This is a genomic window from Ornithinimicrobium pekingense DSM 21552, assembly GCF_000421185.1.
GTDB lineage: Bacteria > Actinomycetota > Actinomycetes > Actinomycetales > Dermatophilaceae > Ornithinicoccus > Ornithinicoccus pekingensis.
In genome coordinates this window covers 483,020-501,681 of record NZ_ATWJ01000007.1, presented here as the reverse complement: position 1 = coordinate 501,681, position 18,662 = coordinate 483,020, and the positions used below count along the sequence as shown (strand labels likewise).

General features: G+C 73.6%; 18 protein-coding genes. 6 read left to right on the top strand and 12 right to left on the bottom strand.

Going from position 1 to position 18,662, the window contains the following annotated elements; genetic code table 11:
* Positions 1-10: 10 nt before the first annotated feature.
* The 6 genes from K330_RS0104450 to K330_RS0104425 form a co-directional block, all read right to left on the bottom strand.
* Positions 11-1,330 (bottom strand): M50 family metallopeptidase, encoded by a 1,320-nt coding sequence (locus tag K330_RS0104450; RefSeq protein ID WP_040657637.1) that lies wholly within the window; start codon positions 1,328-1,330, stop codon positions 11-13.
* Positions 1,330-2,571, bottom strand: coding sequence for a 1-deoxy-D-xylulose-5-phosphate reductoisomerase (dxr, locus tag K330_RS19145; RefSeq protein WP_022920649.1), 1,242 nt, complete (start codon positions 2,569-2,571; stop codon positions 1,330-1,332). The genes K330_RS0104450 and dxr overlap by 1 nt, the downstream gene beginning before the upstream one ends.
* A complete protein-coding gene (locus tag K330_RS24155) occupies positions 2,568-3,458 on the bottom strand; it encodes a hypothetical protein (protein WP_022920648.1) in 891 nt (296 codons plus the stop codon). Before K330_RS24155 ends, dxr begins: the two co-directional genes overlap by 4 nt.
* Entirely contained in the window at positions 3,455-4,594 is a 1,140-nt protein-coding gene (locus K330_RS0104435; RefSeq protein ID WP_022920647.1) for a hypothetical protein, read from the bottom strand. Before K330_RS0104435 ends, K330_RS24155 begins: the two co-directional genes overlap by 4 nt.
* The gene (locus K330_RS0104430) at positions 4,591-4,896 is read right to left on the bottom strand and encodes a hypothetical protein (RefSeq protein WP_022920646.1); all 306 of its coding nucleotides are present in this window, start codon (positions 4,894-4,896) and stop codon (positions 4,591-4,593) included. Before K330_RS0104430 ends, K330_RS0104435 begins: the two co-directional genes overlap by 4 nt.
* Positions 4,897-5,007: 111 nt before the next feature.
* Positions 5,008-6,924 (bottom strand): propionyl-CoA synthetase, encoded by a 1,917-nt coding sequence (locus K330_RS0104425; protein ID WP_022920645.1) that lies wholly within the window; start codon positions 6,922-6,924, stop codon positions 5,008-5,010.
* Between the two features lie 131 nt (positions 6,925-7,055).
* On the opposite strand from K330_RS0104425, the gene K330_RS0104420 reads away from it, so the two are divergent.
* Together K330_RS0104420 and K330_RS19140 are read left to right on the top strand one after the other, a co-directional pair.
* On the top strand, positions 7,056-8,273 hold the full coding sequence (locus K330_RS0104420; RefSeq protein ID WP_022920644.1) for an LOG family protein: 1,218 nt from the start codon (positions 7,056-7,058) through the stop codon (positions 8,271-8,273).
* 222 nt (positions 8,274-8,495) lie between these two features.
* The gene (locus tag K330_RS19140; protein ID WP_022920643.1) at positions 8,496-9,077 is read left to right on the top strand and encodes a mycothiol transferase; all 582 of its coding nucleotides are present in this window, start codon (positions 8,496-8,498) and stop codon (positions 9,075-9,077) included.
* Here K330_RS19140 and rlmN read toward each other — a convergent pair.
* From rlmN to pyrH, 4 genes are read right to left on the bottom strand one after another with little or no spacing between them, the layout of a single operon-like run.
* Complete coding sequence (gene rlmN, locus K330_RS0104410; RefSeq protein ID WP_022920642.1) at positions 9,074-10,267, bottom strand: 23S rRNA (adenine(2503)-C(2))-methyltransferase RlmN; 1,194 nt, start codon at positions 10,265-10,267, stop codon at positions 9,074-9,076. The two genes, K330_RS19140 and rlmN, sit on opposite strands and share 4 nt — an antisense overlap.
* 46 nt (positions 10,268-10,313) lie before the next feature.
* Complete coding sequence (locus tag K330_RS19135) at positions 10,314-11,195, bottom strand: phosphatidate cytidylyltransferase (RefSeq protein WP_040657743.1); 882 nt, start codon at positions 11,193-11,195, stop codon at positions 10,314-10,316.
* 32 nt (positions 11,196-11,227) lie between these two features.
* Positions 11,228-11,794, bottom strand: a complete 567-nt coding sequence (gene frr / locus K330_RS0104400) for a ribosome recycling factor (protein ID WP_022920640.1) — start codon at positions 11,792-11,794, stop codon at positions 11,228-11,230.
* Positions 11,795-11,842: 48 nt separating this feature from the next.
* Entirely contained in the window at positions 11,843-12,580 is a 738-nt protein-coding gene (pyrH, locus tag K330_RS0104395) for a UMP kinase (RefSeq protein ID WP_022920639.1), read from the bottom strand.
* A 139-nt stretch (positions 12,581-12,719) separates the two neighbouring features.
* On the opposite strand from pyrH, the gene K330_RS0104390 reads away from it, so the two are divergent.
* On the top strand, positions 12,720-13,658 hold the full coding sequence (locus K330_RS0104390) for an NUDIX hydrolase (RefSeq protein ID WP_022920638.1): 939 nt from the start codon (positions 12,720-12,722) through the stop codon (positions 13,656-13,658).
* Positions 13,659-13,885: 227 nt separating this feature from the next.
* Here K330_RS0104390 and tsf read toward each other — a convergent pair whose 3' ends face one another.
* Together tsf and rpsB are read right to left on the bottom strand one after the other, a co-directional pair.
* Positions 13,886-14,713: a translation elongation factor Ts gene (gene tsf, locus K330_RS0104385; protein WP_022920637.1), complete on the bottom strand. Its 828-nt coding sequence runs from the start codon at positions 14,711-14,713 to the stop codon at positions 13,886-13,888.
* 36 nt (positions 14,714-14,749) lie between these two features.
* Positions 14,750-15,727, bottom strand: a complete 978-nt coding sequence (gene rpsB / locus K330_RS0104380) for a 30S ribosomal protein S2 (RefSeq protein WP_022920636.1) — start codon at positions 15,725-15,727, stop codon at positions 14,750-14,752.
* Between the two features lie 245 nt (positions 15,728-15,972).
* On the opposite strand from rpsB, the gene K330_RS0104375 reads away from it, so the two are divergent.
* The 3 genes from K330_RS0104375 to K330_RS0104365 are packed head-to-tail and all read left to right on the top strand — an operon-like array spanning position 15,973 to position 18,624.
* Positions 15,973-17,139, top strand: a complete 1,167-nt coding sequence (locus tag K330_RS0104375; RefSeq protein ID WP_022920635.1) for a pyridoxal phosphate-dependent aminotransferase — start codon at positions 15,973-15,975, stop codon at positions 17,137-17,139.
* 13 nt (positions 17,140-17,152) lie between these two features.
* Positions 17,153-17,719 (top strand): RDD family protein, encoded by a 567-nt coding sequence (locus K330_RS0104370; protein ID WP_022920634.1) that lies wholly within the window; start codon positions 17,153-17,155, stop codon positions 17,717-17,719.
* Positions 17,716-18,624, top strand: a complete 909-nt coding sequence (locus tag K330_RS0104365; RefSeq protein ID WP_022920633.1) for a tyrosine recombinase XerC — start codon at positions 17,716-17,718, stop codon at positions 18,622-18,624. The genes K330_RS0104370 and K330_RS0104365 overlap by 4 nt, the downstream gene beginning before the upstream one ends.
* The last annotated feature ends 38 nt before the right edge of the window (positions 18,625-18,662 follow it).

Sequence of the window (18,662 nt, the reverse complement as noted above, 5' to 3'; positions counted from 1 at the left end):
AGCCTGAGCATCAGCCGAGCGTGATCGGCTTGACGATGTCGGCGTAGATCAGCAGGGCGGTCATCCCCAGCAGCGTGACCGCGACGCCGTAGGCCACGGGCAGCGCCGCGGCGGTGTCCACCGGCCCCGGCACCGGGAGGCCGCGCAGCCGCGCCCACCCCTTCTTCAGGCCCTCCCAGAGCGCGCCGGCGATGTGGCCGCCGTCCAGCGGCAGCAGCGGGATGAGGTTGAAGACGAACAGCGCCATGTTGAGCGAGGCGATCAGGGACAGCAGCACCCACATCCGGTCTGCCGTCGTCTGCGTCAGGTCGCCCAGCCCGCCGCTGGCCACGTCACCGGCGACGCGGCCGACGCCGACGACCGACATCGGGCCGTCGGGGTCGCGCTCCTCGGAGCCGAACGCCGCCTGGGAGACGTCCACCAGGCGTTGGGGCAGGGTGAGCACGATGCGCGCGGTCTGGGTGAACATGTCACCGACGAAGCCGGGCACCGCGCTGACCGGCTGCGGCTCGTAGACGAACGTGGGGGTGGCCCCCAGGAAGCCGACCTCGCCCCAGACCGGCTCGCCGGCCCCGTCCAGCTGGTACTCCCCCTCGGGGGTCACCAGCGGCCGCTCGCGCAGCACGAGGTCGGCGGTGAGCGTCTCCTGGCTCCCGTCGCGCTCCACGACGAAGGTCGCCGTGTCGCCGGCGTTCTGGATGGCGTAGGTCGTCTCCGGCCAGCTCGTGACCGCCTGCCCGTCGACGGAGACGATGGTGTCGCCCTCCTGGAAGCCGGCGGCCAGCGCGGGCGAGGGGTCCTGGCCCGCGCAGTCGGCGTCGACCACGTCGGTGTTGGCGCACGCCGCGACCTGGGAGACGGTCGGGGTCAGGGTGCCGATGCCGTGGACGGTCAGCAGCAGCGTGACCAGCACGGCGGCGATGGCCAGGTTCATCAGCGGGCCGCCGGCCATGATGACCAGCCGCTGCCACACGGGCAGCCGGTAGAAGACGCGGTCCTCGTCACCGGGCTCCACCTCGTCGAGGGAGTCCTGGCGCGCCTGCTCGATCATCTGGTGGAAGGGGTTGGAGGTGGCCCGGCGCAGCCGGCCGCCGTCGGCCGGCCGTGGCGGGAACATGCCGATCATGCGGACGTAGCCGCCGAGCGGGACGGCCTTGAGGCCGTACTCGGTCTCGCCGCGCCGGGTCGACCACAGGGTCGGGCCGAAGCCGACCATGTACTGGGTGGTCTTGACCCCGAACTTCTTGGCGGGCAGGAGGTGGCCGACCTCGTGCAGCGCGATCGACACCGCGATGCCGAGGGCGATGACGAGGACGCCGAGCAGGTACATCACCGGACGGTCTCCTTGCGTGGCTGCGCTGCCTCGTCGATCCGGGCGGCGGTGGTGGTCCGGGCCCAGGTGTCGGCCGCGAGCACCTGGTCCACGGTCAGTTCAACCGACGAGCCGCGGATTCCGTTCCCGCCCGCGCCCGCGTGGTCGTCGACGACCTGCGCCACGACGTCCACGATGTCCAGGAAGCCGATCCGCCCGTCGTGGAAGGCCGCGACGCACTCCTCGTTGGCGGCGTTGTAGACCGCGGGGAAGGTCCCGCCCTCCCGACCGACGTGCTCGGCGAGGCGGACGGCGGGGAAGGCCTCGTGGTCGAGCGGCTGAAACTCCCAGGTGCTCGGCCGGCTCCAGTCGCACGGCTCGTCGACGCCGACGAGGCGCTCGGGCCAGGACAGCCCGAGGGCGATCGGCACGAGCATGCGCGGCGGGCCCATCTGGGCGATCGTCGACCCGTCGTGGAACTCGACCATGGAGTGGATCTGCTGCTGGGGGTGCACGACCACGTCGATCCGGTCGAAGCCGACGTCGAAGAGCAGGTGCGCCTCGATCACCTCCAGACCTTTGTTGACCAGCGTGGCCGAGTTGGTCGTGATCACCTGGCCCATCGCGAAGTTGGGGTGGCGCAGGGCCTCCTGCGGCGTGACCCGGGCCAGCTCGGTGCGCGAGCGGCCGCGGAACGGCCCACCGCTGGCGGTCAGCACCAGGCGGCGCACCTCCTCGCGGCGCCCGCCGCGCAGGCTCTGGGCGATCGCGCTGTGCTCGGAGTCGACGGGCACGATCTGGTCCGGCGCCGCCGCGGCGCGCACGATCGGCCCGCCCACGATGAGCGACTCCTTGTTGGCCAGCGCGAGGGTGCTCCGGGCGGCGAGGGCGGCGAGCGTCGGGCGCAGGCCGATGCTGCCGGTGATGCCGTTGAGGACCACGTCGGCCCCGTTGCCCGCGACCTGCTCGGCGGCCCCGGGGCCGGTGAGGACCTCGGGGCGGTATGCGGTGCGCCCGACCTCGCGCGCGGCGGCGTCGAGGGCCTCGTGCAGCCCGGCCACCGTCGCGTCGTCGTCGCGGGCCACCGCGACCTGCTCGACGTCGAGCTCGACGGCCTGCCGCGCCAGGAGCGCGACGTCGGAGCCGCCCGCCGACAGGGCACGGACGCGGAAGCGGCCGGCGTGGGACTGCACGACCTGGATCGCCTGGGTCCCGATGGACCCGGTGGAGCCCAGGATGGTCACGGAGCGCTGAGTCACCCGGACATTGTGCCCTGCCCACCACCTCCCTCCGGGCGGCCGGCGGTCGGTGCCGGGCGCGCCGCCGACCGCACCCACTCCTCCACCCACCCGGGGTGCACGGGGCGGAAGAGGACGTGCCCGGGCAGGTCCTCCCCCCGCCGGACCTCGGTGACCCAGCATCCGGCGGGGCCCAGTGCCAGGAGCGCACGGGTGGGTGGGGCCTCCTGGCCCGTCCACGCCGCCGGGGCGCCGTCCCCGGGCGTGAGCACCGACAGCTCGGCCAGCACGGTGGGGCGACCCAGCACCTCGGCGATCTCCTCCGGACGGTCGGGCCGGACGGCACGTGGCGGGCCGGTGGCCGGGGCCGCGTCGGGCGGCACCGTCACGTCGGTCACCCACGGCACCACCTCCTCCGCGTCGAGGAGCAGGTAGAGGTGGCGGGCCCCGTCCGGCAGCAGGTCCTCGACGCAGGCCCCGTCCCCCAGGACATGAACCAGACGGGTGCCGTGGCTGTGCCGGGGGCCGGGGCCAGGGACGTGGTCGCCGTCGTCGTCGCCCGCCCCGGCGGCAGGCCCGGCCCCCGCGACGACCCGGTCGACGACCAGGACACGGTCTGCGGCGAGGCGGAGGTCCAGCAGGGTGGTCACCAGCAGGGCCGCCTCGTCGTCCTCGAGGAGGTCACCGGCACGGTCGAGCAGACCGCGGGCGACGAGGGACAGCCGAGCCTCCCGGGCTGCCCCAGCCCCCGCGGCCGGGTCGGCGTCGACGACGGCGGCGTCGACGTGGGCCGGCCCCGCGGCCACGTCCGGGTCCTCGCCCAGGAGCCGCCGGTGGGCCGCTTCCAGCAGCGTCAGCTCCGTCTGCGTGACGACCACCGGCCCCAGCGCTCCGGGCTGCTCGCTCATGCCTGGACCCCGGCGGTCGCCCCGGCGCGCGGGGACGACCCACGAAGGCGTCGGAGGCCGGAGGCAGCCCGCTCCCGGGCCCGGGACAGCAGGCCGCGCCCGCCCGCCCAGGCCTGCCGCCCGACCCGGGTCGCACCGGCCCAGCCGCGCGCCGCCGTGCCGGCGATCCGGCCCCGGTTGTCGTACATCCAGTTGCCGGTCATCCACGCCTGGTAGACCGCCGCGGCCCCCAGGCCGGCCGCACCGACCACCACGCTGCCCGGCGCGGCGACGACGGCGACCAGGCCGACCACCGCCACCCCCGCCACCCCCCGGGTCACTCCTGCCCGCCAGCCGTCGTAGCCACCTGCCGTCAGCACAGAGCCGCCCGCGTCCAGCATGGCGACCACCGGGACCGCACGGCCGGCGACCGTCGCCCCGCCGGGGATCCTGGAGATCCACCGGGGCGGGTGCAGCTTCAGCGTCCGGAGGTGGTCGTCGACGCGTCTCCTCATCCGGTGGAGGGTGCGCTCGCCGCCGGGGACCGGCATCCGGTGCACCCGCCACAGGGTGTCGGCCATGGCGGCGACGGCGGAGACCTGTCGCCAGCCCTTCGCCGCCTTCTCGGCCGTCATGAACGTCAGCCCGAGGTCCCAGACGATCTGGGGGACGGACGCCCGGACCTGCGCGAGCAGGGCCTCGGCCCGGTGGCGGACGCGCTCGAAGGCATGCTCCGCCTCCTCGGCCATCCGCCGGTGCCAGCCGCTCTCCTGCTCCAGGACGGCGAGCCGCTCGGCCCAGAGCGCAGCGGCCGCCGGCTCGGGCGGGGCCCCGAGCGCCAGCAGCCTGGAGCGCTCGAGCGCCAGGTCCTCCTGGAGCCGGGTGTGCCTGCGGACCGTGTCAGCGTGCTCCCGGGCGGCGTACGCCACCTCGCCGACACCGTCGGCCACCCGTTCCAGCGGCGGAACGAGGTGACCCAGCGCGGTGGACACCTCCGTGCGCCGGGCCGCCTGCTGCCGGGCGGCCGGCCCGTCCCACCTCGCGTCGTCCCAGCCGGCGACGTCGCGTGCCACGACCTGCAGCTCGGCGGCGGCGCGTCGCAGACCGGCTGCGGCCGCGTCCAGCTCGTCGGGGTCGACCGTCAGCACCGACCTCATCGCGCGCCCACGTCCGGGTCGCCCTCCGGCGCCCGCTCCACCCGCAGGTAGCCCTCGGCCGCCAGCTGTGTGCCGGTGCCCAGGTCGGTCAGCCCGCCGGCCGCTCCGGCGACGGCACGCGCGGTCTCCCGCCCCGTCTCCTCCAGCGCGAGGGCCAGCTCGGTGCCGGCCACGGCCGACCCTGCCGCGGCGCACAGCGCGACCACCCGGCCCGCCACGGCGTCGAGGGTCTGCGCCGCCACCACGAGCCGGCTCGCGCCCCCGACGAGGGCGTCCGGGTCCGCCCGCACGGCATACCCCATGGGTCCTCCCTCCCCGATGCTCCCGGCCGGCGGCCGGAGCGTTGTTTCGGAGAAGGGTAGGAAAGGCGCCTCAGCCGGCGCGCCGGTTATCCACAGGCAGGCGCGGGAGGCTCAGGAGGGCGACCCCGCACGCAGGACGGGGGCGAGCGCGTCGAGCACCCCGACGTCCTCGATCGTCGACGGGACCTGGGCCTCCTGCCCGTCGGCGATCTGGCGCATCGTCTTGCGCAGGATCTTGCCCGAGCGGGTCTTGGGCAGGGCGTCGACCACGTCGACCTGGCGCAGGGCCGCCACCGGCCCCACCTCGTCGCGGACCCGCTGGACCAGCTCGGCCTCGAGGGCGTCGGTCTGCGCCTGGTCCAGGTCGATGCCCGCCTTGAGCACCACCAGGGCCCGGGGCACCTGCCCCTTGAGCGCGTCGCGCACGCCGATGACGGCGCACTCGGCCACGGAGGGGTGTCCTGCGAGGGCCTCCTCCAGCGAGCCCGTCGAGAGCCGGTGACCGGCCACGTTGAGGACGTCGTCGGTGCGCCCCATCACGTAGAGGTAGCCGTCCTCGTCGACGTAGCCACCGTCCCCGGTCAGGTAGTAACCCTGGTGCGCCGACAGGTAGGAGGCGACGAAGCGGTCGTCGTCGCGCCACAGCGTCGGCAGCGTCCCCGGAGGCAGCGGCAGCCTGATGCAGATGGCCCCCTCCGTGCCCGGGGCCACCTCCTCGCCCCTCTCGTCGAGGACCCGCACGTCGTAGCCCACCGTCGGCAGGGTCGGGGAGCCGGGCTTGATGTCGAACAGGGCCAGCCCGACGGGGTTGGTCGCGATCGGCCAGCCCGTCTCGGTCTGCCACCAGTTGTCGATGACCGGCACGCCGAGGTGGTCGGTGGCCCACTGCCAGGTGTCGGGGTCGAGGCGCTCGCCGGCGAGGAAGAGCGTGCGCAGCGAGGACAGGTCGTGCTCCTTGACCAGCTCCGCGCGCGGGTCCTGCTTCTTGATCGCGCGGATCGCCGTCGGCGCGGTGAACGCGGCCACGGCGTCGTACTGGTCGACCAGGCGCCAGTAGGTGCCGGCGTCCGGCGTGCCGACGGGCTTGCCCTCGAACAGGATGGTGGTCGCCCCGGTGAGCAGGGGCGCGTAGACGATGTAGGAGTGCCCGACGACCCAGCCCACGTCGGAGCCGCACAGCCACGCCTCCCCCGGCCGGACGCCGTAGAGGTTGGTCATCGACCACCGCAGGGCGACGGCATACCCCCCGCTGTCGCGCACGATGCCCTTGGGCTTGCCGGTGGTCCCGGACGTGTAGAGCACGTAGAGGGGGTCGGTCGCGGCGACCGGCACGCACGCCGCCGGGGCGGCGGCGTCGGGGTGCATGACCCGGGCCCAGTCCAGGTCGCGCTCGCCCAGCTCGCAGGTCTGCTGCTCGCGCTGGACGATCACGCAGTGCTCGGGCTTGTGCGCCGAGCGCCGGATCGCCTCGTCGAGCATCGGCTTGTAGGCGATCGTGCGCGTCGGCTCGATCCCGCACGACGCCGAGACGACGACGGTGGGCTCGGCGTCCTCGATCCGGGCGGCCAGCTCGGCGGGGGCGAACCCGCCGAAGACGACGGAGTGGACCGCCCCGATGCGCGCGCACGCCAGCATCGCGACCACCGCCTCGGGGATCATCGGCATGTAAATGACCACCCGGTCGCCCTTGCCGACGCCGAGGTCGCGCAGCACCCCGCCGAAGCGGGCCACGAGGTCGAGCAGCTGGGCGTAGGTGTAGCTCCGCTGCGTCCCGGTGACGGGGCTGTCGTAGACGAGCGCGGTCTGGTCGGCGCGCCCGTGCACCACGTGCCGGTCGAGGGCGTTGAAGCACACGTTGAGACGGCCGTCGGGAAACCACCGGTAGAACGGCGGGTCGCTGTCGTCGAGGACCTGCCGGGGCGGCGTGATCCAGTCGACCAGCCCGGCGGCCTCCCCCCAGAAGCCGGCCGGGTCGGCGATGCTCGCGGCCACGGTGTCGCGGTAGCTCTGCTGGGCGTCGTTGCTCATGGCCCTAGTCAACACCCGCGGGCCCGGCCGCGGGCGGCAGGGAGCAGGACCGCCCGACCGGCGGCGCGGATCGTGCGACGGGCGGCGACCGCCCGCCGACCGGTGGGCGGCCCGCTGCATAGGGTCTGGGTATGCCGCACGCCCAGCACCCCGTCAGCGCCCGTGTCTCCTCCGCCCGGGTGGGGTCCGGCAGGCAGGAGGGCCCCGAGGTGCGCTACCCCCGGGCCGAGAGCGTCGGGACCGTGCCCGTCCGGGAGGTGGAGGACCGCACGACGTGGGCGCGGCTGCTGGCCTCGCCCGAGCCGCTGCACGCGCTGCGCCTGCAGGGTCTGGACCTGACCCGGGACCGCGAGCTGCTCCTGGGCCGGGACGACCTGGGCGACATCGTCGTCCTCGGGGGCGACCTGGACCAGGAGGTCGAGGACCACCTGCGCCGCCACGGCGCGATCATCTTCCCGACCGACCCGCGGGCCCCGGTGGATCCCTACCGGGCCCGGCTCTACACCCCCCAGGAGCTGTACGCCGGGATCGAGGAGGACGGCTACGCCGCGACGGTCGACGCCAGGGCCTACCGGTGGTTCGAGGACGCGACCGTGCGCCACGACGCCTACGTCACCGCGCTGCGGGCCGTCCACGACGACGCGATGTCGGACGCGCTCGCGGGCCTGCTGGAGGGACGCCGCGTGGTCGGCGTCATGGGCGGGCACGCGCTGCGGCGCGGCACGGAGGACTTCGCCGCCGCCGCGCTCCTGGGCCACCGGATCGCCGGGTCCGGTGCCCTGGTCGTCACCGGCGGCGGTCCCGGCGCCATGGAGGCCGCCAACCTGGGCGCCTGGGCCCCGGACGAGGAGGTGCTGGCCGCGGCGCTGGAGGAGGTGGCCACCGTCCCCGACTTCGCCCCGGACATCGCCGGCTGGGTCCGTCCGGCGCTGCGCACGCGTGCCTCGACGCACGGGCCACGCCGCCTGCGCAGCGTCGGGATCCCCACCTGGTACTACGGCCACGAGCCCCCGAACGCGTTCGCCCAGCTCGTCGCCAAGTTCTTCTCCAACGCCCTGCGCGAGGACCTGCTCCTCGCGCACGCCCGCCACGGCCTCGTGGTCCTCCCGGGCGCGGCCGGGACGGTCCAGGAGGTGTTCCAGATGGCGACCAGGCTCTACTACGAGGTGGAGGCCGGGGGCCCCGGCACGCCGCCGACCCCGCTGGTGCTGGTGGGACGCGAGCACTGGACCTCCCACCTTCCCGTGTGGCAGCTCCTGCAGGCGCTGGGCAGGGACCGCCCGATGGCGCGCTCCCTCCACCTCGTCGACACGGTCGACGAGGCGGCGGACGTCGTCACTCCCGGCTGACCGGGCACCCGTCGGCCGGGGACCGCTCGCTCACGACGCAGGGTCCTGAGCCCTCGTGGTCGGGCTCCCAGCGCAGAAGGTCACCCGGCTGGCGCTCCAGCGCCTCGTGAGCGACCCGCTGACGCGGTCCGATCCTGTCCGCAGGTCGCGCCCGGGACCCTGACAGACGCGAGGTCGGGCGCCTAGCGTCAGCAGCACCACCCACACGGACCGAGGAGCGCCATGACCACCGACCCACCCTGGGAGCCACCCCTGGCCGGCACCGACGTCGAGCACCTGGTCGGGACGCTCGAGCGTCTGCGCGCCACCTTCCGCTGGAAGGCCGACGGCCTGACCGTGGAGCAGCTGCGCAGGCGAGCCGTCCCCACGTCCGCGCTGACCGTCGGTGGCCTGCTCAAGCACCTGGCGGTCTGCGAGGACGACGTCTTCTGCTGGCGGATGGCCGGGGCGCCTCCGGTCACCTGGCTCTCGGTGCCGGAGGAGGACGTGGCGCGCTGGCAGTTCACCGTCGACCCGGACGAGACCGCCGAGGACGTCTACGGGCTGTGGGAGGCCGCCGTCGCACGCTCCCGCACCCGCCTGGGTGCGCTGCTGGCCGAGGATGGGCTGGACCGGCCCGGCCACCTGGTCTTCGAGGACGCGCGTCCGTCGCTGCGCCGGCACCTGCACGACATCATCGAGGAGTACGGCCGGCACACCGGACACATGGACCTGCTGCGCGAGGCCGTCGACGGTCGTGTCGGCGAGGACCCGCCGCCGGACTGGCCGATGCTGCCGCCGGTCCCGGCGGCAACGCCGGTCTAGGCGGTGACGGCGGCCAGCTGCCCGCAGGCGCCGTCGATCTCCGAGCCGCGGGTGTCACGCACGGTCGTGGGTATGCCGTGCGCCCGCAGCCGCTCGACGAACTGCTGCTCGACGCCGGGGCGGGAGGCGGTCCACTTGCTGCCCGGCGTCGGGTTGAGCGGGATGGGGTTGACGTGGACCCACCCGCGGCCGCGCGCGTTGAGCTTCTCCCCCAGCAGGTCGGCCCGCCAGGCGTGGTCGTTGATGTCGCGGATGAGGGCGTACTCGATGCTGACCCGGCGACCGGTCGTGTCGAAGTAGCGCCGGGCGGCGTCGAGCGCCTCGTCGACCTTCCACCGGGTGTTGATCGGCACCAACTCGTCGCGGAGCTCGTCGTCGGGGGCGTGCAGGCTCAGGGCCAGGGTCACCGGGATGCCCTCGCCCGCCAGCTTGTCGATGGCCGGCACCAGCCCCACGGTCGACATCGTCACGCCGCGCGCGGACATGCCCAGCCCGGCGGGCGGTCGCTCCACCAGGCGGCGGATCGCCCCCACGGCGGCCTTGTAGTTGGCCAGGGCCTCACCCATCCCCATGAAGACCACGTTGCTCACCCGCAGCGCCTGCTCGACGGTGGTCTCGGCCGCGGGGTCGTGGCCGTGCTCCACGGCCGTGCCCGCCTGCAGGTCACCGTGGCGCAGGGCCCGGGCCGCGGCGATGACCTGCTCGACGATCTCTGCCGTGGACAGGTTGCGGGTCAGGCCCTGCTGCCCGGTGGCGCAGAACGGGCAGTTCATCCCGCAGCCGGCCTGGCTGGAGATGCACATGGTCACGCGTCCGGGGTAGCGCATGAGCACCGACTCCACGAGGGCGCCGTCGTGGAGGCGGTGGACCTGCTTGAGGGTGGCTCCTCCGTCGGTGGACAGGGTGCGCACGGGGGTCAGCAGCGGCGGCAGCAGCGTGGACACGAGCTCGTCACGGCCGGTGCGCAGCAGGTCGGTCATCTGCTCGGGGTCGGTGGTCAACCGCTCGAAGTAGTGACGGGAGACCTGGTCGGCGCGGAAGCCGGGCACCCCGAGCTCCGCGGCCCACGCCTTGCGGCCCGCCGGGTCGAGGTCGGCCAGGTGGGTCGGCGGCTTGCCGCGCCGGGGCGCGCTGAAGGTCAGCCTGCCGGGCTCGGGGCGGGTGGTCGGGGTCGGCAGCTCGGTGCTCATCCCTGCCAGTGTCCCATCCTCCGGCCGGGTCGGCGTCCCCGTGGTCTCAGACCAGCAGGCGCATCAGCGCCCAGCAGACCGGCGCGGTGACCAGGAGCGAGTCGAGGCGGTCCATGATCCCGCCGTGGCCGGGCAGCAGGGTGCCCATGTCCTTGATGCCGATGTCGCGCTTGATGGAGGACTCGGCCAGGTCACCGACCGTGGCGAAGCAGGCCGCCACGGCCCCCAGCAGCAGCCCGCCCCACCAGGGGCCGTCCAGCAGCAGGACGAACGCGAGCAGCCCCACGACCGAGCTCAGCCCGACCGAGCCGGCGAAGCCCTCCCACGACTTCTTCGGCGACAGGGACGGCGCCATCGGCGTGCGCCCCCGCAGCACGCCCACGACATACCCGCCGGTGTCGCTGGCCACGGTGACCAGCACGTAGGTGAGCACGCGCAGCGCACCGTCCGGCTCGGCGACCATGAGAGCGGGGACGGCGGCGAGCAGCGGCACGTAGGCGACGATGAACGTCCCCCCTGCCACGTCGCGCAGGGAGTTCTCGGGAGGTCCGACCGAGCGCCACAGCAACACCAGAGCCACCGCGGCCCCGAAGCCGACCGCGAGCGCGGACGGCCCGCCGTAGTAGGCCAGGGGCACCAGTCCCGTGGCAGCCAGCAGCGGGGGCAGGGGTATGGAGTACCGCGCGACGCGCAGGGCGTGGTCGAGCTCCCAGACGCCGACGACGGCCACGGCGAGCACGAGCAGGACGAAGAGCGGGCGGTAGATCAGCAGGCTGGCGACGACCAGGCCGATGAGCACGAGCCCCACCACGACCGCTGCCGGCAGGTTGCGTCCCGCACGACCCGGGCCACCCGGGGCAGGCGAGCTCCCCCGACGCGCACGGTAGGCACGCCGGGACCCGGTGCTCTCCCCCGTCGTCTCGGCCATGGCCCCGACGCCCGACACCGATCTCGAGCCGCTCAGACGTCGAGCAGCTCGGTCTCCTTGTGCTTGAGCACCTCGTCGACCGCCTCGACGTGGCGCTTGGTCAGCGCCTCCAGCTCCTTCTCGGCGCGGGTGCCCTCGTCCTCGCCGACCTCCCCGTCCTTGACGGCCCGGTCGATGGCGTCCTTGGCATGGCGGCGCACGTGGCGCACCGACACCTTGGCGTCCTCACCCTTGGTTTGCGCCAGCTTGATGTACTCGCGGCGGCGCTCCTCGGTCAGCTGCGGCATGACGATCCGGATGGCGTTGCCGTCGTTGCTGGGGTTGGCCCCCAGGTCGGAGTCGCGCAGCGCCTTCTCGATCGCGCTCATGGCGCTCTTGTCGTAGGGGGTGATGAGCAGGGTGCGGGCGTCCTGCACGGTGAAGGAGGCCAGCTGCTGCATCGGCGTCGGCGCGCCGTAGTAGTCCACCTCGATCTTGGCGAACATGCCCGGGTGGGCCCGGCCGGTGCGGATCGAGGCCATGTCCTCGCGCGCCACCTCCAGGGCCTTGTCCATCTTTTCCTCGGCCTCCATGAGGGCCATCTCGATGAGCTCGGACATCGCTGCTAATCGCTCCTTCGTCGCGTCGTGCGTGGTGGTCGCGCCGGCTCAGCCGGCGGTGACCAGTGTCCCGATCTTCTCACCCCGGATGGCGCGGGTGATGGCGTCCTCGCCGTCGATGCCGAAGACGAGCATCGGCAGGTCGTTGTCCATGCACAGGCTGAAGGCCGCGGCGTCGACCACGCGCAGGTTGCCGGTGAGCGCGTCGGTGAAGGTCAGCTCCTCGAGCTTGACGGCCGTGTCGTCGGTGCGGGGGTCGGCGGTGTAGACGCCGTCGACCCCGTGCTTGCTCATCAGCACCGCGTCGCACTTGATCTCCAGGGCACGCTGCGCCGAGACGGTGTCTGTGGAGAAGTAGGGCATACCCGCACCGGCGCCGAAGATCACGACCCGGCCCTTCTCCAGGTGCCGGATCGCCTTGCGCGGGATGTAGGGCTCGGCGACCTGCCCCATCGTGATCGCCGTCTGCACGCGGGTGTCCACGCCCTCCTTCTCCAGGAAGTCCTGCAGCGCCAGGCAGTTCATGACGGTGCCGAGCATGCCCATGTAGTCCGCCCGGGCGCGCTCCATCCCCCGCTGCTGCAGCTGCGCGCCGCGGAAGAAGTTGCCTCCGCCCATCACCACGGCCACCTGCACACCGGCCCGCTGGCCGGCGGCGATCTGCCGCGCGATGCCCCTGACGACGTCGGGGTCCAGGCCGACCTTGCCGCCGCCGAACGCCTCCCCGGAGAGCTTGAGCAGCACCCGGCGGCCGGTGTGCGGCTCGTCGGGGGCTGCGGGGGACATCGGGGTGGGAAGGGTGGCAGGGCTGGGCGCGGACGTCGGCATGCGGAGAACCTCCGAGGGGTCGCGTGGGGCGGTCGGTCGATCCTGCCACACCCGGCCCCTGGCGGGCACGGGCGGTCGCCCGGGGCAGAATGGCCCGGTGACCGGTGAGCGCGTGAGGGCTGAGCTCGTGGCGGTGCTGACCGCCGTCGACGACGGCCGCCCGCTGGTCCTGACCGCAGACCAGGGCCGCAGCCTGCCCTCCGGCCCCCTGCGCACCGAGCACCGCTCGATGCAGGCCGGGCTGCAGGCCTGGGTCGAGCAGCAGACCGGCCACCACCTGGGCTACGTGGAGCAGCTCTACACCTTCGCCGACCCCGACCGCTCGGTCGCCGGCGGGCGGGTGGTCTCGGTCTCCTACCTCGGCCTGACCCGGGCCGCCGGCGACGCCGGGCACGGATGGCGGGACTGGTACGCCTTCTTCCCCTGGGAGGACCGGCGGCCGGGCTCTCCCGGCCCGACCGTCCTGCAGGAGACGGTCACCCCCCTGCTGGACGCCTGGGCCCGCGGCGCGCGGTCGGACGGTGAGCGCGAGCGGCGCCAGCTGCGCACGGACGTGTGCTTCGCCCTCGACGGCCGCCCGTGGGCCCCCGAGCTGGTGCTGCAGCGCTACGAGCTGCTCTACGAGGCCGGCCTGCTCCCGGAGAGCGGTGGCGCCACCACCGACGACCCGGCGCCCGGGAGTGACGGCGAGGACCGTCCCGGCGTGCCCGGCGAGCGGATGGCCGGTGACCACCGGCGCATCCTGTCCACCGGCCTGGCCCGCCTCCGGGCCAAGATCCAGTACCACCCCGTCGTCTTCGAGCTGATGCCCGACACCTTCACCCTGGGCCAGCTGCAGGTGGCGGTGGAGGCGATCGCCGGCCAGGCGGTGCACAAGCAGAACTTCCGTCGCCTGGTGACCCAGCAGGACCTCGTGGAGCCCACCGGCGAGACCGACAGCGACACCGGCGGCCGCCCTGCCCGGCTCTACCGTTTCCGGCGCGGGGTGCTCGACGAGCGCGGCGTCGCGGGCACCAAGCTGCCGCGCACCCGCTGACGCGGCCACGCACAGCGCCCCGGGTCCTCGACCTGGGGCTGGACCACGTCGACGGCTGACCCGGTCCTGCACCGCGTGCCGGCCACGCACAGCGCGCCGGTCCTGCACCTCCCGGCGTGCACGACGGGGCTGAGCGCCCCCTGCCCGGCGGCCGGCAGGACAAGCGGGAGGGCCCGCCGCAGCCGATGGCTGCGACGGGCCCTCCCGACGTGCTGGGCGTCAGGCGCTCAGACGCCGACCTTGAAGCGGGCGAACCCGGTGACGGTGGCACCGGCCTCCTTGGCGACCTGGCCGACCGACTTCTTCGCGTCCTTGGCGAAGGACTGGTCGAGCAGGACGTTCTCCTTGAAGAAGCCGTTGACCCGGCCCTCGACGATCTTGGGCAGGGCCTGCTCGGGCTTGCCCTCCTCGCGGGCGGTCTGCTCGGCGATGCGCCGCTCGTTCTCGACCGTCTCGGCGTCGATCTCCTCGCGCGAGAGCACGGTCGGGGAGAACGCCGCGACGTGCATCGCGATGTCACGGGCCACCTGCTGGTCCCCGCCGGAGGTGGCGACCAGGACGCCGATCTGCGCGGGCAGGTCGGGGTTGGTCTTGTGCAGGTAGCTCACGACCTGGTCACCGGTCACCCGGGCGACGCGGCGGACCTCGATCTTCTCGCCGAGCCCGGCGTTGGCCTCGTCCAGGACCTCCTTGACGGTCTTGCCGTCGAGCTCGGAAGCCAGCAGGGACTCGGCGTCGGCGGCCTCGACCGCGACGGCCTGGGACAGGATGCGGTCGGCCAGCTCGCCGAACTTCGGGTTCTTGGCCACGAAGTCCGTCTCGCAGTTGACCTCGACGAGGGTGCCCACGCCACCGTCGACCTGGGCACGGACCAGACCGTTGGAGGCCGAGCGGCCCTCACGCTTGGTCACGCCCTTCAGACCCTTGACGCGCAGGATCTCGGTGGCCTTGCCGAGGTCGCCCTCGGCCTCGTCGAGGGCCTTCTTGACGTCCATCATGCCGGCGCCGGTGGACTCGCGCAGGGCCTTGATGTCAGCGGCGGTGTAGTTCGCCATAAGTGCTGTGTCGCTCCTTCGGGGATGCGGTGGCGGTCAGGACTGGACGGACTCGTCGTCCGCGGCCGGCGACTGCTCGGACACGGTCTCCTCGCCCTTGGCCTCGACCTCGGGGGTCTCCTCGGAGGTCGTGCCGACGGCCTCGGCCGGGGACTCGACGGCCTCGGGGGCGGTCTCGGTCTCCTCCGCGGGAGCCTTGGGCTCGGTCTGCGCGGACGCGTCGTCGGTGCCGGCGGCCTGCTCGACCTCGGCGCCGGCGAGGAGCTCGCGCTCCCACTCGGCCATCGGCTCCGCCTCGGCGGCGCCCTCGCTGGACCCGCCGCCGGAACGGGCCATCAGGCCGTCGGCGACCGCGTCGGCGACGACGCGGGTCAGCAGCGTGACGGAGCGGATCGCGTCGTCGTTGCCCGGGATCTTGTAGTCGACCTCGTCCGGGTCGCAGTTGGTGTCGAGGATGGCGATGACGGGCAGGCCGAGCTTGCGCGCCTCGGTGACCGCCAGGTGCTCCTTCTTGGTGTCGACGACCCACACGGCCGAGGGCACCTTCTGCATGTCGCGGATGCCGCCGAGCGTCTTGCTCAGCTTCTCGTACTCGCGGCTCATCATGAGGAGCTCCTTCTTCGTGCGGCCGCTGCCGGCCACGTCGTCGAAGTCGATCTCCTCAAGCTCCTTCATGCGGGTGAGGCGCTTGGAGACGGTCTGGAAGTTGGTGAGCATGCCGCCCAGCCAGCGGTGGTTGACGTAGGGCATCCCCACGCGGGTCGCCTGCTCGGCGATCGACTCCTGCGCCTGCTTCTTGGTGCCGACGAACAGGATGGTGCCGCCGTGGGCGACCGTCTGCTTGACGAAGTCGTAGGCCTCGTTGAGGAAGGTCAGCGACTGCTGCAGGTCGATGATGTAGATGCCGTTGCGCTCGGTCATGATGAAGCGCTTCATCTTGGGGTTCCAGCGACGGGTCTGGTGCCCGAAGTGGACGCCGCTCTCCAGGAGCTGGCGCATGGTGACGACGGCCATGCCGTGGTCTCGCTTTCTGTGGAAGGTGCAGTTGGGTCCTGGCCCGGGGACACCCTCCACCCGTCACCCTCACGGTGGCGGGACTGCGGAGGACGCCGTCGAGCGAGCCGACCTGGCCCGGGCGCGAATTCGTGCGGCGACCTTCTCCCCGGCGGGCCGGAGGGCAGGCACACCACACGTGCGGCACATCTTACGTCAGCCGAGCCGCTGCGACCCAATCGCCCTCCCTCGCTACGGTGGCGCACATGACCTCCCCGCTCGTCCCCCGCATGCAGCCCTTCGGCACGACCGTCTTCGCCGAGATGACGCAGCGGGCGCTGCGCTTCGACGCGGTGAACCTCGGGCAGGGCTTCCCGGACACCGACGGCCCCGCGGAGATGCTGCAGGTGGCCGCGCACGGCCTGCAGGAGGGCCTCAACCAGTACGCCCCGGCGCGCGGGCTGCCCGTGCTGCGCGAGGCCGTGGCCGAGCACCAGCGGCGCTTCTACGGCATACCTCTCGACCCCGACGCCCAGGTCCTGGTGACCGTGGGTGCCACGGAGGGCATCGCCGCGGCGCTCCTCGCCCTCGCCGGGCCGGGCGACGAGGTGGTCGTCATCGAGCCGAGCTACGACTCCTACGACGCCTCCATCGCGCTGGCCGGCGCGACGCGCCGGGCCGTCTCGCTCCGCTTCCCCGACCTGCACCTGGACCTCGACGCGGTGCGGGACGCCGTCACCGACCGCACCCGGGTGCTGATGATCAACACCCCGCACAACCCCACCGGCAAGGTCTTCAGCCGTGCGGAGCTGGAGGGGCTGGCCGAGATCGTCCGCGAGCGCGAGGGGCTGTGGGTGGTCTCCGACGAGGTCTACGAGCACCTCGTCTTCGACGGGCTCTCCCACGTCCCCTTCTCGACGCTGCCCGGGATGGCCGAGCGGACGCTGACGATCTCCTCGGTCGGCAAGACCTTCTCCCTCACCGGGTGGAAGACCGGGTGGGTGACCGGCCCCGCCGAGCTGGTCGACGCGGTGGCGGCGGTCAAGCAGTTCCTCACCTTCGTCGGCGTGACCCACGTCCAGCCGGCGGTCGCCCACGGCCTGCGTCTGCCCGAGTCGTTCTTCACCGGGTTCGCCCAGGAGCTGCAGGGCAAGCGGGACGTCCTCGTCGAGGCGCTGAGCGACGTGGGGGTTCCGGTGTCACCGTGCCAGGGCACCTACTTCGTCATCGCCGACTTCGCCCCGCACGGGGTGAGCGACGCCGTCGACTTCTGCCGCCGTCTGCCCGAGGAGCTGGGCGTGGTCGGCGTCCCGGTCTCGGTCTTCGTCGAGGACCCGGCGCCGGTCGCCTCCCTCGTGCGCTTCGCGTTCTGCAAGAAGGAGGAGGTGCTCCGCGAGGCGGCGCGCCGCCTGCACGCCCTCGGGCGTGCGTGACAGCCTCGGGGGTATGCCGTCCGCGCCCGCCCTCACCACGTGGCGCCCCTCGCCGGCCGCCCGGGTGCGCTCGTGGCTGGGTGACTGGCTGGTGGTGGCAGGCTGGCTGGCCCTGCTGACCCTCCTGGGTGTGCTCGTCCGCCCGCTGCTGGACGTCCCCGGACCGGCTGGTGCTCCCGGTCCGCGTAGGGTGCTCGCCGCGGACCTCGCCATCAGCCTGGTGACGGTCGTGCCCTACGTCCTCTACCTCTTTGTGACGGAGTCCTCACCGCGTTCCGCGAGCCTGGGCAAGCGGTGGGCGGGTCTGGTGGTCGCGGGCGCCACGGGCGGACCGGCCCGGACCGGCCAGGTCTTCGCGCGCAACGTCGTCAAGGCCCTGCCGTGGCAGGTGGCCCATCTCGGGGTGAGTCGTGCCGTCCTCGAGGTGCAGCTGCCGATCGGGATGACCCTCGTCGTCCTGTCGCTGGTGCTCGCCGCAGCCTGCATGGTCCCGTCGCTTGTCGGTGGCCGTGGACTGCACGACCGGGTCGCGGGGACCCGCGTGCAGCGGGCGTCCCGGTCCGGGCCGGTCGACCGGTGAACGGTGCGGAGGAGGCGCTCAGCGCCTTCGAGCAGCACCTCGCGGTGGAGAAGGGCCGTTCGGCCCACACCGTGCGGGCCTACCTGGGCGACCTGCGGGGGCTCCTCGCGCACCTGCACGGGCAGGGCGTGGGCGACCTGTCGGAGGTGCGGCTGGCCGACCTGCGCTCCTGGCTGGCTGCGCAGGGCAGCGCCGGGGCCTCCCGGTCGACGGTCTCGCGCCGGGCGGCGGCGGTGCGGACCTTCTTCCGCTGGGCGGTGCGCACCGGGCGGCTGACCGCCGACCCCTCGGTCCGACTGGCCGCCCCCGGCAAGGACAAGCACCTTCCCGGGGTCCTGCGCCAGGGCCAGGCCGAAGAGCTCATGACCCTGGCTGCGGTCGCCTCCGACGACGCCGACCCCGTCGCCGTCCGCGACCGGGCCGTGCTCGAGCTGCTCTACGCCTCCGGGATGCGGGTCGGCGAGCTGACCGGGCTGGACGTCGACGACGTCGACCTGTCGGCGGGGACCGCGCGGGTGCTCGGCAAGGGCGACAAGGAGCGGATCGTGCCCTTCGGCCGGCCGGCCGAAGCCGCGTTGCGGGCGTGGCTCGGCTCGGCCCGCCCGGCGCTGGTCACGCCGCAGTCCGGTCCGGCTCTCTTCCTCGGGCGCCGGGGACGCCGCCTGGACCAGCGCCAGGTGCGGTCCTCCCTGGGTCGGCTGCTCGAGCACCTGCCCGACACCCCGGCCCTGGGGCCGCACGGGCTGCGCCACAGCGCCGCCACGCACCTGCTGGAGGGCGGCGCCGACCTGCGCACGGTGCAGGAGCTGCTGGGCCACAGCAGCCTGGCGACGACGCAGATCTACACCCACGTCTCCGTGGACCGTCTTCGTGCGGCCTACCAGCAGGCCCACCCCCGCGCCTGACACCGCCGGTGGCAGGGTCCGCCGCCGGACGTGGACCG

Excerpts from the sequence above, each read along its gene's own strand:
- K330_RS24155 (WP_022920648.1), bottom strand. The coding sequence starts at position 3,458 with ATGAGCGAGCAGCCCGGAGCGCTGGGGCCGGTGGTCGTCACGCAGACG.
- rpsB (WP_022920636.1), bottom strand. The coding sequence starts at position 15,727 with ATGGCCGTCGTCACCATGCGCCAGCTCCTGGAGAGCGGCGTCCACTTC.
- K330_RS0104450 (WP_040657637.1), bottom strand. The coding sequence starts at position 1,330 with ATGTACCTGCTCGGCGTCCTCGTCATCGCCCTCGGCATCGCGGTGTCG.
- K330_RS19140 (WP_022920643.1), top strand. The coding sequence starts at position 8,496 with ATGACCACCGACCCACCCTGGGAGCCACCCCTGGCCGGCACCGACGTC.
- frr (WP_022920640.1), bottom strand. The coding sequence starts at position 11,794 with ATGTCCGAGCTCATCGAGATGGCCCTCATGGAGGCCGAGGAAAAGATG.
- rlmN (WP_022920642.1), bottom strand. The coding sequence starts at position 10,267 with ATGAGCACCGAGCTGCCGACCCCGACCACCCGCCCCGAGCCCGGCAGG.
- K330_RS0104370 (WP_022920634.1), top strand. The coding sequence starts at position 17,153 with ATGCCGTCCGCGCCCGCCCTCACCACGTGGCGCCCCTCGCCGGCCGCC.
- tsf (WP_022920637.1), bottom strand. The coding sequence starts at position 14,713 with ATGGCGAACTACACCGCCGCTGACATCAAGGCCCTGCGCGAGTCCACC.
- K330_RS0104435 (WP_022920647.1), bottom strand. The coding sequence starts at position 4,594 with ATGAGGTCGGTGCTGACGGTCGACCCCGACGAGCTGGACGCGGCCGCA.
- K330_RS0104420 (WP_022920644.1), top strand. The coding sequence starts at position 7,056 with ATGCCGCACGCCCAGCACCCCGTCAGCGCCCGTGTCTCCTCCGCCCGG.
- K330_RS19135 (WP_040657743.1), bottom strand. The coding sequence starts at position 11,195 with ATGGCCGAGACGACGGGGGAGAGCACCGGGTCCCGGCGTGCCTACCGT.
- K330_RS0104430 (WP_022920646.1), bottom strand. The coding sequence starts at position 4,896 with ATGGGGTATGCCGTGCGGGCGGACCCGGACGCCCTCGTCGGGGGCGCG.
- K330_RS0104375 (WP_022920635.1), top strand. The coding sequence starts at position 15,973 with ATGACCTCCCCGCTCGTCCCCCGCATGCAGCCCTTCGGCACGACCGTC.
- K330_RS0104425 (WP_022920645.1), bottom strand. The coding sequence starts at position 6,924 with ATGAGCAACGACGCCCAGCAGAGCTACCGCGACACCGTGGCCGCGAGC.
- pyrH (WP_022920639.1), bottom strand. The coding sequence starts at position 12,580 with ATGTCCCCCGCAGCCCCCGACGAGCCGCACACCGGCCGCCGGGTGCTG.